This is a genomic window from Streptomyces sp. NBC_00582, from assembly GCF_036345155.1.
In the GTDB taxonomy this organism is placed as follows: Bacteria; Actinomycetota; Actinomycetes; order Streptomycetales; family Streptomycetaceae; genus Streptomyces.
The window spans coordinates 6,353,616-6,367,977 of sequence record NZ_CP107772.1; the positions used below are offsets into that span (position 1 = coordinate 6,353,616).

The following is a 14,362-nucleotide window of genomic DNA, read 5'->3' on the forward strand; positions in this document are numbered from 1 at the left end:
GGGTCAGCCGGCGGTGAGGCGTACGGGTTCGATGCCGGAGACGAGGGCGCCGAGGGCCTGGTCGATGTCGGGGCCGAGGTACCAGTCGCCGGTGTGGTCGAGGGCGTAGACGCGGCCTTCGGCGTCGATGGCGAGGAGGGAGTGGGTGTCGGTCTCGGTGCCGAGGGGGCTGACGTCGGTGTCGAGGGCGCGGCCGAGGTCGGCGAGGGTGCGGGCCATGTGGAGGCCGTGGAGGGGGTCGAGGTGGAGGGGGGTGGGGGCGATCTGGCGGCCGGGGCCGGCGGGGGTGAGGGTGAGGCCGCCGAATTCGGCCCAGGCCTCGACGGCGGCGGGGAAGACGGCGTGGCGGTGGCCGGCGGGGCTGGTGTGGTCGCGGAGGGTGTCGGCCCAGATCTCGGCCTGTTTGATGTCCCAGCGTCCGGGTTGCCAGCCGGCGGCGCGCAGGGCGGCGTCGACGGGGACGGGGAAGCGGGTGGTTGAGGTGCGCGGGTCCGGGTGCATCGGCCTTCGTTCGTCGTACGTTCGTTCGTCGTTCTGCGCTGTTCAACGGGTGGGGGGAGCGGGCTCAGTCGTTCGCTTCGGGGTCGACGATGCGGACGCCGAAGTGGGCGCTGAGGGCGGTGCAGGCGCGGCAGGGTGCGGCGAAGCTGCCGTGGAGGGGGTCGCCGTCCTCGCGGATGCGGCGGGCGGTGAGTTTGGCTTGTTTGAGGACCTTGCGGGCCTCGCCGTTGGTCATGGGTTTGCGGGCGGCGCGTCTGCTGCGGGCGGCGTCGGCGGCGGCGAGGTGGCGGGAGATGAGGAGTGCTTCGGCGCAGCGGCCGGTGAAGCGGTCGCGTTGGGCGCTGCCGAGGGTGTCGAGGAAGTCCTGGACGAGGTGGTGCAGGGCCGGGGGCTGGTCGCCGCGGGCCGCGGTGCCGGTGAGGGTGGCGCCGCGGACGGAGAGGGCGGCGGCGATGGTGGGGAGTATGCCGTCGCGGCGGTGACGGAGTGTGGGGGCGTGGGGGGTCTCGGCGCTGGACCAGCCGATGCGGGGGTCGCCGGATGCGGGCGTTTGCGGCCCGTTGTGCTGCCCCGTTTGCGTTGCGTTCATGATCGTCATCCCCTCCCGAGCATGCCCTCGGACGTCACAGGGTGCCAAATGGCGTGGCGGGTGCGGAAGCTGGGGCGGTGCGACACGCCCGGGTTTGGGCGGTCCGTGAGGGCGGGGTGACGGCTGGTCACGGATGTGGGGGGCCTCGAACGGAGGGCCGGTGACCCGTGTCGTCGTACCGCATAGGCTGTCGGCACCGTGATGCGCGCGGTGGGCGCGTGTTGGAGAACCGTTGGAGACAGTCGATACGGGGCGTGGTGGTCGGGGTCCGCAAGCGGAACCGGTCGTCGCGGGCCGTACCAGAGTGCCGCAGGGGGCAACCGCCATGACGACGAGTCGGCTCGGGCAGAACGCCGCGCCGCCCAACGCGGCCTATGCCGGGCAGGTCGTGCACTTCCCGGATCCGGTGCGGGCGGGACGGCACCCGAGAGGGGTGCGGGTGGACGAGCGCGGCTATCCGGACTTCTCGCCGTACGCGCGTGCGGCGGCGGAGATCGCGGAGCCCCCGGAGGGTTTCGGGGTCGACGAGTTGCGGCTGACGGACTACGTGTCGGCGAACGCGGCGCTCGCGGCGTCGGGGCACGCGTTGTGGGACACGGTGCCGAACGTGGCGACTCCGCACGGCTGGACGTGGCATCACGTGGCGGGTTCGCGGCGGCTGGAGCTGGTTCCGGTCGAGGTGAAGGCGTTGCTGCGGCACCACGGCGGTCTGGCGACGGCTCCGGTGGATCACACGAAGCGCGGGACGCGGCCGTTGCAGGAGACGCGTCCGGCGCATGTGGGGCTGCCGAAGTCGGGTGTGGCGGTGACGGAGGCGCAGGTGCAGGGGGTCGAGGAGGATCTGGGCTACCGGCTGCCGGGGGCGTACCGCTCGTTCCTGAAGGCGGCGGGCGGGTGCGCGCCGGTGGGCGCGGCGCTGGACGCGGAGGTGGGGCTCCTGGTGGACCAGCCGTTCTTCACGGTGCGGGACGAGGCGGCGGTCAACGACCTGGTCTACGTCAACAAGTGTCTGCGGGACCATCTGACGAAGGACTATCTGGGCGTCGGGTTCGTGCAGGGCGGGCTGCTGGCCGTGAAGGTGAAGGGCGAGCGGGTCGGTTCGGTGTGGTTCTGCGCCTACGACGACGTCCGGGACGTGGATCCGTCGTGGCCTCCGGCGGAGCGTACGGCGCGGCTGCTGTTGCCGTGCGGTGAGGATTTCGACGTGTTCCTGTCGCGGCTGGCCGGTAATCCGCCGGAGTTGGAGACGGTGGCGAATCTGATGGTGGACGGCGGGTTCGCGCGTGCGGTGCCCGTGGCGTCCGTCGGTGCGGGGGAGTGAGCTGAGCGATGGTGACGTTCGCGCAGGCGCAGGAGCGCGCCGAGGAGTGGGTCAACGGGGACGTGCCCGCGTACCAGCATCGTGAGGTGCGGGTGCGGGAGTTCGGGCTCGGGTTCGTGGTGTGGGCGGAGGACCGTGCGGAGGGGCCTCGTTCGGACGGGGGTGCGCAGCGGCTGGTGATCGCCCGGGACAGCGGGGAGGCCACGTTGTGGCCGGCGTTGCCGGTGGGGGAGGTGATCCGCCGTTACGAGGAGGAGTACGGCCGTCCGGCCGGTCCCGAGGACGCGGTGCCGGCGCCTGCGGCGCGGGTGGATCTGAACCAGACGTCGTTCCTGCTGTCGCCGCCGGAGTGGTTGCAGGAGGCGGCGGACAGGCTGGGGATCGGGGAGCGGGGGGCGGACAGCGGTGCGGGCGCGGGTGCAGGCGCCGGGGCTGGAGCCGGGTCCGGCGCGGGTTCCGGGGCGGGTGTGTCGGCGGGTTCCGGTGCGGGGGCGGGTGGGGGCGTGACGCCTGATCCCGCGCTGCCGCGGACGCAGGCCGGGGTGCCGGGGAGCGGGCTGCCGCAGACGCAGCCGGGGGTGCCGACGGGGCCCGCGGCCGGTGCGCCCGCGGCGACGCCCGCCGGGGCCACGCCGTGGACGGGTACGGACACCAACGGCGACGCGGGTGACGACCGTTCCGTGCCGCTGCCCGCGACGGTCTTCGCGCCACCGCTGAGCGGTTCCGACGAGCCGGCGCCGCCGCCCGCCGGGCTGCCGGACGCCGAGACGGCCCTGATGAAGGGTGGCAGCCAGCTTCCGCCGACGGCGGTCGCCCCGGCGATGGACGAGCCGGGCAGGGGGGCCGCGGAGGGCCGTCCGGGCCCCACGGGCACACCGGGCGACACGCCGCCGCAGGGACCGGGCGGATCGTCGTACGGCCATCCGCAGGGCCCGGGTGCGGCCGGTGCGGCCGGTGGTTCGGGTGCCGGGCAGCAGGCCACGCCTGTGCCGCCGGCTCCGCCTCAGGGGCCCGGTGGGTCGTCGTACGGCCATCCGCAGGGCGCGGGTGCGGCCGGTGCGCCCGGTGGTCCGGGTGCCGGGCAGCCGGCCACTCCTCCGCTTCCGCCGCCGTCTGTGCCGCAGGGGCCGGGTGCGGCGTCGTACGGGTATCCGCAGGGGCCCGGTGGGCAGGGGGCCGTGCCTGCGCCTGCGCAGGCACGGCCGGGTGTGCCGTCGTACGGGGCCGGTGGCCCCGGTGGGGGTGCGCCAGGGCGGCCGCTCGCGTCGAACGCGAGTGACATCGCCGATGCCGCGACCAGCAAGGCGGCTCCGCCGCCACGTCGTGGTGCGCGCGGTGGGGCCACGCCGCCGCCTCCGCCGAGCGCGCCGGGGGCTCCGGGTGCGCGGCCGGGCGGTACGCCGCCTCCGCCGCCGCCCGGTCCGGGTGCGCCCGGTGCCGCCCCGGGGGGTGGCTATGTGCCCACGCAGTTGGTGTCGGCCCTCGGGCCGGACGGGCCGGCCGGTCCCGGCGGGCCGAACACACCGGGCGGGCCGAACACACCGGGCGGGCCGAACACACCGGGCGGTGCTCCTCCCGGTGGCGTTCACCATGCCGCGACCATGCTGGCCAACCCCGGACCGATGGGTCCCGGTGGCCCAGGTGGTCCCGGTGGTCCCGGTGGTCCCGGGGGCGCGCCGCAGCCTCCGGGCGCCCCCGGTGTGCCGCAGCCTCCGGCGGGTGCGCCCGGCGCTCCCGGGGTTCCCGGTGTGCCTCAGGCATCCGGTGTTCCGGGCGGGCCCGGTGCTCCCGGTGTCCCGGGTGCCCCGCACCAGGCGCCGACCGTGCTGGCCGGACCCCCGGTCGGTGCCCCCGGTGCGCCTCCGCCGCCCGCCCCGGGTGTGCCCGGCGTTCCCGGCGCTGCGGGCATGGCTCCGGGCGCCCCCGGGATGCCTCCGGGTGTTCCCGGGGCCGGGCAGCCGCCGGCGTACGGGTATCCGCAGCAGCCGCCGGGGCAGCCGACGGTCGGTCCGGGCTACCAGGCCGTGCTGCGCTACCGCGCGCAGGACGGGTCGGAGCAGCAGGTGATCCGGCGTTCGGCGCCGGGCACCCCGCACCCGGAGTGGCAGATCTTCCACGAGCTGCGGGCGATGAACGTGCCCCCGGACCAGGTGCTGGAGCTGCACACCGAGCTGGAGTCGTGCGAGCTGCCGGGTGCGTACTGTGCGCGGATGATCCGTGAGCAGTGGCCGCAGGCGCGGCTGGCGAGCATCGCGCCGTACGGCACGGATCACGCGAGCCGGCAGCAGGGCATGCAGCAGCTGTTGGTGCACCAGGGCGAGTTGCACCAGGTGGCCGACGGTCCCGCGCGGCCGGCGCCGGTGCGGGCGCCGTTGCCGCCGGTGCAGCCGGTTCCGCCGATCCCCCCGGAGGGGATCGCGCAGGAGCTGGGCGCGGCGTTCGGGCCGGGTCTGTTCCGGTTCGAGCAGGCCGCGGTGTCCCGGCAGGGTGTGCCGCCGGTGGTGGCGCACACGCTGGTGGTGGCGGGGCTGCCGATGGACATGGGGCCGTTCTTCTGGGCGCAGGCCCAGCCGGGGCGGCCGGTGCCGACGCTGGCGGAGCTGGCGGCGGAGCGGGGGGTGCAGCCGGCGCCGGACGCGGGCTCGTACCTCGTCATGGGCAGTGACTTCGGCAAGGCGATCTGTGTGCAGTACGGGACGGCGAACATCGTCGCGGTGCCGGTGGAGGCGGGGCCGGGCGGCGGGTCGGTGCCGCCGCAGTTCGTCAACACCGGGCTGCCCGAGTTCCAGCGCTGTCTCGCGCTGCTGGGCCGGATGTGGCGGCTGCGGTTCGGGCTGAACCAGGAGCAGGCGGGCCGCTGGACGGTGGACTTCCAGGCGCAGTTGGCCTCGTTGGACCCGGCGGCGCTGGGGTCGCCGGAGAGCTGGTGGTCGGTGCTGCTGGAGCAGATGTGGGACGGGCTGCTGTGAGGCGGGTGTCCCGCTGACACCGGGTGTGTCGAGGGCCGGGCCGGTCGTATGACCGGCCCGGCCCCTTTTCTGTGGGGCGGCTCGTGCGGGCGGCCTGTGCGGACAGCCCGTACCGTGCGCCCGGAGTGTCGCGTTATGAACACTTAAGTCCGATACATCAAGATATGCGGGAAATCATCATTTCGCGTCCGTCTGGTGGAAGGGGCTACAGCATGAGCAGCGCACGGGTGTCATCGCCTGGGTTCGTGACCGTTCTCGGGCGCGGCTACCGGCCCAAAGAAGTCGACATGTTCACCGCCGCGCTCTCCGCCGAACGCGACGCGGCCTGGGAGCGGGTCACCCGGCTCACGGTGCTCGCCAAGGACATGGTCGTGGAGGCCAAGCGGCTGCGCGAGGCGTGCACGGAGATCAAACCGCAGACGTACGACACCCTCGGTGAGCGCGCACGGCGCCTGTGGGAGCTCGCGCAGGAGGAGGCGGCGGACATGGTCGAGCGCGCCCGCAGCGAGGCGCGGGAGGAGGTCGAACAGGCGGAGGAGCACGCCGACACGCTGCGCCGGACGGCGCAGGAGCAGGCGGAGACGATCCGCACGGAGGCCAAGGAGTACGCCCACAAGCGGCTGCTCGCGGCGCGCGCCGAGGCGCAGGGCATCCGGGTCACCGCGCGGCGCAAGGTGAAGGAGTTCCGCGGCGCGGAGCTCGACGCGCTGCGCGACGTACGGCAGCGCACCGCGGGCCTTCTCGTGGAACCGAAGCACGAGCACGCCGAGAAGTGGGCGGCGGCGGACCGCGAGGCGGCCGAGCGGATCGCCGCGCAGGACGCCAACAACGAGCGGGCGGTGGCCCGCGCGGAGGAGGCGCTGGCCGAGGCGCAGCGGGAGTTCGCCGAGGCCCAGGAGATGATCAACCGGCGTGAGGAGGAGGCACGCGCGCGTGCCACGCAGATCCTCGCGGAGGCGCGGCTGAAGGAGGACCGCATCGCCCAGGAGACCGAACGGGTGGTGCGCAAGCATCACGAGCACTGCGAAGAGGTGCGGGCGCACATGGAGCAGGTCCAGGAGAGCCTGAGGGCGCTGACGGGCCGTCCGGCGGAGTGACACCGCCCCGGTGGCGACCGCCGGTCCCCTACGGCGCACTCACGGTGCGTCGTGGGGGACCGGCGGGTCGTCAGGTGCCCTTGCGTGCCTCCGCACCGGCCCCCGCCAGGATCCAGCCCTCCACGGCCTCGTACTGGCGGCGCTGTTCCTCGGCGCCGCGCCGGCCCGAGGCCAGGGTGCCCAGCCAGCCGAAGGCGAAGCCGAGGGGGACGGTGACGATGCCGGTGGTGGTGAACGGGAACCAGTTGAAGTCGGCCTCGGGGAACGCGGCGGCGGGCGATCCGGAGACCAGGTTCGTGCCCGGCATGAGGAGCAGCACGGCGAGGGTGCCGCCGATGAGGGTGCACAGCAGGCCGGTGCGGGTGTAGCGGCGCCAGAAGAGGCTGTAGACGAGGGCGGGGGCGAGCGCGGAGGCGCCCAGGCAGAAGGAGAGCGTGACCAGGGGCTGCAGGCTGCGGTGCTGCACCTGGGTGGCGAGCAGGATCGTCGGTACGCCGACGGCGAGCGCGGACAGCCGGGCGATGAGCATCTCGCGGCGCGGGGTCGTCTCACGCGCGCGTGCCGCGAAGACGTCGTGGGCGAGGGAGTTGGCGCAGGCGAGGATCATGCCGGCGACGGAGGCGAGGACGGTGAGGAAGATCGCCGTGGTGACCGTCGTGAACAGCAGCGTCTCCGCCGCGGACACGTCCGTGCCGAAGGCGGCCCGTGAGCCCAGCAGATAGGCGGTGTTGCCCTGCGGGTCCGCGGCGGCGATCACCGCGCGGCCGATCAGCGCGGTGGCGCCGAGGCCGACGACCGTGATGACGAGGACGAACACGGCGACTCCCGAGACCGCCCAGGACAGCGAGCGGCGCACCTGGCGGGCGCTGGAGGCGGTGTACATGCGCATGGTGATGTGGGGCAGGCAGGCGCCGCCCAGGACCACCGAGAGCTGGGCCGTGATCATGTCGAGGCGGGGGTAGGGGCTGCCGGCGAATTCCAGGCCGGAGCGCAGGAAGGCGTCGCCGACCCCGCTGCCCCGGGCGGCCCCGTCGAACAGGGCGCCCGGGTTCCAGTCGAAGCGGCTGAGGACGACGAGGGCGACGGCCACGCCGGAGCCGAGCAGGGTCACGATCTTCAGGATCTGGATGAGGGCGGTGCCCTTCATGCCGCCGATCGCCGCGTAGCTGATCATCAGGGCGCCCATGACCACGACGCAGCCGGTCTTCACGGAGTCCCCGGAGAACCCCAGGATGAACGCGAGGAGCTGTCCGGTGCCGGCGAGCTGGACCAGCATCATCGGCAGCAGCGCGGCGAGGGTGACGCCGCAGGCGGTGATCCGTACGGCGCGGCCGGGCATCCGGCGGGCCAGGGCGTCGCCCATGGTGAACCGGCCCGCGTTGCGCAGGGGTTCGGCCAGCAGGAACATCAGCAGCATCAGCGACAGGGCGGTGCTGAGGGCGAGGACGACACCGTCGTAGCCGCACAGGGCGATGACGCCGCCGGTGCCGAGGACGGTGGCCGCGGAGATGTAGTCGCCGGCGATGGCGAGGCCGTTGCGCAGCGGGGACAGCGAGCGGTAGCCGGTGTAGAACTCGTCGAGGTCGTCGCGGTCGGGGCCGGTCATCACGCACAGCAGCAGGGTGACGGTGGCGACCGCGGTGAAGGCGGCGAGGGACATGGTCTGCGCGTCGCCGCTGAACTCCGTGACGGAGGCCGCGAGCGGGGTGGCCGCGCGGCTCATCGGGTGGCCCCCCGTCGTGCGTCGATCTCGGCCTGCTCGCGGATGCGGGCGGCGAGCGGGTCGACCCGGCGGCGGGCCGTGTGCTCGTAGACGGCGATCGCCAGCCAGGTGACGGGGAGCTGGATCAGCCCGAGGAGCAGTCCGGCGGGCAGTCCGGTGGTGACGGTGGCCGTCATCACGGACGGCGCGAAGCCGGACAGGACGAGGAACACCACGAAGTAGCCGAGCGCGGTGAGTGTGGCCACGCGGCGCTGGCGGCGGTAGGCGCCGCGCAGGAGCCGCAGGTCGCTGTGGTGGCCCAGCGGGGTGTGGTGGTCCGGCCGGTGGCGCGGGGTCACGGGGGGCGGCGGGGGTGGCGGCTGCCAGGGGTAGGTCAGGTCGGGGCGGGACGGGTCGTGGGACATCCCGTGCTCCTTGCATGGCTCGGGTCCGTGGCGGCGGACCGCAGGGAGGTGGGGTGGGGGTGGCGAGCCACGCACGTTACTCGGGAGTACGGCCGGTGCGAAGTCTTTTCACCAAACTGGCCGGTCGGTACGCGCTTACTATGTCCACCGGCCGCTGACCTGGGGTGTTACCCGCGTTAACCCGCCTCCTTGTGTCTGCTGCTCTCCTATGACCGCTCTTCCGCCGGTTCCTTCGCCGACGGCCGGTCCTCCTGGTCCGCCAGCACCGGGAAGCGGCGCGGCGCCACGGACAGCAGCACCAGGAAGGCGAGCGCGGCAGCGCACGACGCCCCCAGATATACGGCGTGCACGGCGCTCGCGACGGCGCGCCGGACCGACTCGGGCGCCGTACCGGCGTCGAGCGCGCGGGTCACCGAGTCCAGATCGCCCGCCCCGCCCAGCCGCGCCGCCAGCACCCCGTTGGCGACCGCGCCGAACACCGACGCGCCGACCGTCTGCCCGGTCTGCCGGCAGAACAGCACCGACGCGGTCGTCGTGCCCCGCTCCGACCAGCCCACCGTCGACTGCACCCCGACGATCAGCGGCAACTGGAAGAGGCCGAGCGCCGCACCGAGCGCCAGCATCAGCAGCGTCGGCTGCCAGGCCGCTCCGGGATACGGCAGGAACGGGAACGCCAGCAGGATCAGCGCCGCGGCCCCGATGCCGCACAGCGCGGTGTCCCGGAAACCGATCCGCCGGTAGAGGTGCTGGCTCAGCGCCGCGGACACCGGCCAGCTCAGCGTCCACACGGAGAGCACGAAACCGGCCGCCACCGGCCCGAGGCCCAGCACCGACTGCGCGTACGTCGGCAGGAACACCGAGGGCGCCACCATCAGCAGGCCCAGCGCACCGAGCGCCAGATTGACCGCCGCGATCGTACGGCGCCGCCACACCCACCCCGGGATGATCGGCTCCGCCGCCCGCCGCTCCACGACCACCACGACCCCGGCCAGCACCAGCCCCGCAGCGAACAGCCCGAGCGACGGCCCCGACAGCCACGGCCAGGCCACCCCGCCCTGCACCAGAGCGGTCAGCAGCACCCCACCGCACGCGAACACGGCCAGCGCCCCCGCCCAGTCCACACGCGCGCGTGGCGACGATTCCGGCCGGGCCTCCCGTCCCGCACGCGCGCGTGGCGACGACTCCCGCCCGGGTTCGTGCAGATGACGCACGATCAGCCACAACGCGACCGCCCCGATCGGCAGGTTGACCAGGAAGATCCAGCGCCAGTCCGCGTACGCCGCGAGCAGGCCGCCCACGGCGGGACCCGCGACCGCCGACACCGCCCACACCGTGGACAGCTTCGACTGGATCCTCGGCCGCTCCTTCAGCGGGTACAGATCGGCGGCGAGCGTCTGCACCGTGCCCTGCAACGCCCCTCCGCCGAGCCCCTGCACCACCCGGAACGCGATCAGCGCCGCCATGTTCCAGGCGAGCGCGCACAGCAGCGACCCCAGCAGGAACAGCGCGGCGCCCACCACCAGCACCGGCTTGCGGCCGAAGGTGTCGGAGAGCTTGCCGTAGACGGGCAGGGTGACCGTCACCGCGAGCAGATAGCCCGAGAACAGCCAGGAAAACACCGAGAACCCGCCCAGGTCGCCGACGATCTGCGGCACGGCCGTGGAGACGATCGTGGAGTCCAGGGCGGCCAGCGCCATGGAGAGCATCAACGCGGCCACCACCGCGCCCCGCTGGTGCGCCCCCGAGCGCTGCCGTGCCCCCTCGCGCCTCGCGGGTCTCGTGTCCCCCACCGGATGCCCTCCCCGCCGTCTCCCGTGCCCCTTGCACCTGTCTTCCGGACGCCAGCTTCCCATTCACCGCCGGCACCGGAGGAGTCTTGACCCTCACGCGACGGAAGGGTGGAACCGGGCGGGGCCAGAGGGCGGAGCGGCGCGGGGCCGACGGGTGGAGCCGACCCCGAGGGGCTCTCCACCCGGCGGTGGAGAGCCCCTAGGGGTACCTCCGTACAACGTCTCGGGGAGGGTTCGTCCCGGCGGAGGACGAGACCGGCCCGGGTGACTTCTTAACCTGGCTTTACGCCGTCGGGGGTGGCCAGCCCCAGCGGCGGAGGGTGGGGTTAACCCCCCGACAGGACGGGTCCCGGCACCAGCGCGCCGGACCCCCTCCGACCGCCAGACTCTTCGACGCAGCACTCCTCTCCGCACCACCCGGGAACCATCCACCGCGGTGGAGTGCGATCCATTGACTTCCGACATAGGAGACTTACCGTGACTTCGGCTGTGACCATTCCCAGGCACGGGGGCACTGGAGGGCGTACGGCCGTCGCCGCGCGGGCGCGGCAGGTCGTCAAGGCGTACGGGTCCGGCGAGACCCGCGTCGTCGCCCTCGACCACGTCGACGTGGACATCGCGCGGGGCCGGTTCACCGCGATCATGGGCCCCTCGGGGTCCGGCAAGTCCACGCTGATGCACTGCCTCGCCGGTCTCGACACCGTGACGAGCGGTCAGATCTACCTGGACGACACCGAGATCACCGGCCTGAAGGACAAGAAGCTCACCAAGCTGCGCCGGGACCGCATCGGATTCATCTTCCAGGCGTTCAACCTGCTTCCGACGCTCAACGCGATCGAGAACATCACGCTCCCCATGGACATCGCCGGCCGCAAGCCTGACAAGGAGTGGCTCGCGCGCGTGGTCGACACGGTCGGACTTTCCGACCGGCTCAAGCACCGCCCCACGCAGCTCTCCGGCGGTCAGCAGCAGCGCGTCGCCGTGGCGCGCGCCCTGGCGGCCCGCCCCGAGATCATCTTCGGTGACGAGCCGACCGGAAACCTCGACTCGCGCGCGGGCGCCGAGGTCCTCGGCTTCCTGCGCCGCTCCGTCGACGAGCTGGGCCAGACCATCGTGATGGTCACCCACGACCCGGTGGCCGCCTCGTACGCGGACCGGGTGCTGTATCTCGCCGACGGCCGGATCGTCGACGAGATGTTCAAGCCGACCGCGGACTCCGTCCTGGACCGCATGAAGGACTTCGACGCGCGGGGGCGTACGTCATGACCGTCATGAAGACCTCGATGCGCAACTTCTTCGCGCACAAGGGACGCATGGCCCTGTCGGCCGTCGCGGTCCTGCTCTCGGTGGGGTTCGTGTGCGGGACGCTGGTGTTCACCGACACGATGAACACCACCTTCGACAAGCTGTTCGCCGCCACCTCCTCCGATGTCACGGTCAGCGCCAAGAGCGCCTCCGACACCGGTGAGACGACCTCGGACAACGGCAAGCCGCCGGTCATGCCGGCCTCCGTGCTCACCAAGGTGCGCGAGGCCCGGGGCGTGAAGACGGCGCAGGGGACCGTCTTCTCGACCTCGGTGACCGTCGTCGACGCCGACAAGGACAACCTGTCCCCGTCCAGCGGCGCCCCCACCATCGTCGGCAGCTGGAACGCCAACGACGCCCGCACCATGAAGATCACCTCCGGTACGGCGCCCAAGGGCTCCGGCCAGGTCATGGTCGACAAGGACACCGCCGACAAGCACCACCTGAGGCTCGGCGACGAGATCGGCGTGATCAGCGCGATCGGCACGCACACCGCGCGGATCTCCGGCATCGCCGCCTTCCAGGTCACCAACCCCGGCGCCGCGATCTTCTACCTGGACACCAGGACCGCCCAGCAGACGCTGGTCGGCGAGCCGGACGTGTACACGAACGTCAACGTCACGGCGGCGGCCGGCGTGAGCGACGAGCAGCTCAAGAAGAACGTCACGGCGGAACTCGGCACGGCCGGCTACAAGGTGCAGACCGCCAAGGAGACGGCCGACGCCAACCGCGCGGACGTCGGCGACTTCCTGAACGTCATGAAGTACGCCATGCTCGGCTTCGCCGGGATCGCCTTCCTCGTCGGCATCTTCCTGATCATCAACACCTTCTCCATGCTGGTCGCCCAGCGCACCCGCGAGATCGGCCTGATGCGGGCCATCGGCTCCAGCCGCAGGCAGGTCAACCGCTCGGTCCTCGCCGAGGCACTCCTGCTCGGTGGCGTGGGCTCGGTCCTCGGCGTCGGCGCGGGCGTCGGCCTCGCCGTCGGCCTGATGAAGCTCATGGGCATGACCGGCATGAACCTCTCCACCGACGACCTGACGGTGTCCTGGACGACCCCGGTGATCGGCCTCGCCCTCGGGGTGATCGTCACCGTCCTCGCCGCCTACCTGCCCGCCCGCCGCGCGGGCAAGGTCTCCCCGATGGCCGCCCTGCGTGACGCCGGCGCCCCCGCCGACGCCAAGGCCGGTGCCGTACGGGCCGTGCTGGGCCTGCTGCTGACCGGCGCGGGCGGCTACGCCCTGTACCTGGCCTCGGCGGCCGACCAGGCCAAGGAGGGCTCCCTGTGGCTCGGTCTCGGCGTGGTGCTGTCCCTGATCGGCTTCGTCGTCATCGGCCCGCTGCTCGCGGCCGGCGTGGTCCGTGTCCTCGGCGCGGTCCTGCTCAGGGCCTTCGGCCCGGTCGGCCGCATGGCCGAACGCAACGCCCTGCGCAACCCGCGCCGCACCGGTGCCACCGGCGCCGCCCTGATGATCGGCCTCGCGCTCGTCGCCTGCCTCTCGGTCGTCGGCTCGTCCATGGTCGCCTCCGCGACCGACCAGCTCGACAAGACCGTCGGCACCGACTTCATCATCCAGAGCGACAACGGGCAGCTCATCACCCCGCAGGCCGTGGAGGCGGTCAAGGACACGCCGGGCCTCGAGCGGGTCACCGAGTACAAGTGGACCAAGGCCGACTTCACCACGCCCGACGGGAAGACGCTCGACGGTACGGCCATCACCGCGGCCGACCCGAGCTACGCCACGGACCTGCGCACCGAGACGGTCGCCGGCAAGCTCGCCGACGCCTACCGGCCCGACTCGATGTCCGTCCACGAGAAGTTCGCCGAGGACCACGACATCCACCTCGGCTCCAAGATCGCGGTGGCCTTCGACAACGGCTCCACGGCCCGCCTGACGGTCCGCGCGATCACCAGCAGTGACGTCGTCATCGACCAGGGCGCGATGTACACCTCCATCGACACGATGAAGAAGTACGTCCCGGCCGACAAACTCCCGCTCGACCAGCTGGTCTTCGCCTCGGCGAAGGACGGACAGCAAAACGCCGCCTACACGTCCCTCAAGTCCGCCCTGCACGACTACCCGCAGTACAGCGTCCGCGACCAGACCGACTACAAGCAGGCGCTGAAGGACCAGATCGGACAGCTCCTCAACCTGATCTACGGCCTCCTGGCGCTCGCGATCGTCGTCGCGGTCCTGGGCGTGGTGAACACCCTGGCCCTGTCGGTGGTGGAACGCACCCGCGAGATCGGCCTGATGCGCGCCATCGGCCTCTCCCGCCGCCAGCTGCGCCGCATGATCCGCATGGAGTCGGTGGTCATCGCCCTCTTCGGCGCCCTCCTCGGCCTCGGCCTGGGCATGGGCTGGGGCGCCACCGCCCAGCAGCTCCTCGCCCTGGAGGGTCTGAACGTCCTCGAGATCCCCTGGCCGACGATCACCGGTGTGTTCATCGGCTCGGCCTTCGTGGGTCTGTTCGCGGCGTTGATCCCCGCGTTCCGCGCCGGCCGCATGAACGTCCTCAACGCGATCGCGACCGACTAGACGGCGGCGCGGGGCAGCGCCCCGAGGGCGCCAGCGAGGCACCGAGAAGCGCGGGGGGCTTCTCGGTGCCTCCCCCATGGGCGGGACGCAAAGGCGTGGGCGGGACCGTAGGGGCGGCACCCC

10 protein-coding genes are annotated in these 14,362 nt (G+C 72.9%); 5 read left to right on the top strand and 5 right to left on the bottom strand.

What is annotated here, in order from left to right; translation table 11 throughout:
* Positions 1–3 precede the first annotated feature (3 nt).
* Positions 4–501, bottom strand: coding sequence for an SUKH-3 domain-containing protein (locus OG852_RS28630; RefSeq protein ID WP_133912321.1), 498 nt, complete (start codon positions 499–501; stop codon positions 4–6).
* A gap of 64 nt (positions 502–565) precedes the next feature.
* Positions 566–1,099 carry a YwqJ-related putative deaminase gene (locus OG852_RS28635; RefSeq protein WP_133912322.1) on the bottom strand — a complete coding sequence of 178 codons (534 nt, stop codon included), beginning with the start codon at positions 1,097–1,099 and terminating at the stop codon, positions 566–568.
* 316 nt (positions 1,100–1,415) lie between these two features.
* Between OG852_RS28635 and OG852_RS28640 the strand changes: the two genes are divergently transcribed.
* The 3 genes from OG852_RS28640 (at position 1,416) to OG852_RS28650 (ending at position 6,477) form a co-directional block, all read left to right on the top strand.
* Positions 1,416–2,411, top strand: coding sequence for an SMI1/KNR4 family protein (locus OG852_RS28640; RefSeq protein ID WP_133912323.1), 996 nt, complete (start codon positions 1,416–1,418; stop codon positions 2,409–2,411).
* Between the two features lie 8 nt (positions 2,412–2,419).
* Positions 2,420–5,380: an SUKH-4 family immunity protein gene (locus tag OG852_RS28645; protein ID WP_330349386.1), complete on the top strand. Its 2,961-nt coding sequence runs from the start codon at positions 2,420–2,422 to the stop codon at positions 5,378–5,380.
* A 245-nt stretch (positions 5,381–5,625) separates the two neighbouring features.
* Positions 5,626–6,477 (top strand): cellulose-binding protein, encoded by an 852-nt coding sequence (locus OG852_RS28650; RefSeq protein WP_330349387.1) that lies wholly within the window; start codon positions 5,626–5,628, stop codon positions 6,475–6,477.
* A 70-nt stretch (positions 6,478–6,547) separates the two neighbouring features.
* On the opposite strand, the gene OG852_RS28655 is transcribed toward OG852_RS28650, so the two are convergent.
* The 3 genes from OG852_RS28655 to OG852_RS28665 form a co-directional block, all read right to left on the bottom strand.
* Positions 6,548–8,200: a sodium/solute symporter gene (locus OG852_RS28655; RefSeq protein WP_330349388.1), complete on the bottom strand. Its 1,653-nt coding sequence runs from the start codon at positions 8,198–8,200 to the stop codon at positions 6,548–6,550.
* Positions 8,197–8,604, bottom strand: coding sequence for a DUF485 domain-containing protein (locus tag OG852_RS28660; RefSeq protein ID WP_133912327.1), 408 nt, complete (start codon positions 8,602–8,604; stop codon positions 8,197–8,199). The genes OG852_RS28655 and OG852_RS28660 overlap by 4 nt, the downstream gene beginning before the upstream one ends.
* 206 nt (positions 8,605–8,810) lie before the next feature.
* Positions 8,811–10,394: an MFS transporter gene (locus OG852_RS28665; RefSeq protein ID WP_133912328.1), complete on the bottom strand. Its 1,584-nt coding sequence runs from the start codon at positions 10,392–10,394 to the stop codon at positions 8,811–8,813.
* 477 nt (positions 10,395–10,871) lie between these two features.
* Here OG852_RS28665 and OG852_RS28670 point away from each other — a divergent pair, with 477 nt between their 5' ends.
* Together OG852_RS28670 and OG852_RS28675 are read left to right on the top strand one after the other, a co-directional pair.
* Positions 10,872–11,660, top strand: coding sequence for an ABC transporter ATP-binding protein (locus tag OG852_RS28670; protein ID WP_133912329.1), 789 nt, complete (start codon positions 10,872–10,874; stop codon positions 11,658–11,660).
* Positions 11,657–14,239 (top strand): ABC transporter permease, encoded by a 2,583-nt coding sequence (locus OG852_RS28675; protein ID WP_330349389.1) that lies wholly within the window; start codon positions 11,657–11,659, stop codon positions 14,237–14,239. Before OG852_RS28670 ends, OG852_RS28675 begins: the two co-directional genes overlap by 4 nt.
* Positions 14,240–14,362: the final 123 nt, after the last annotated feature.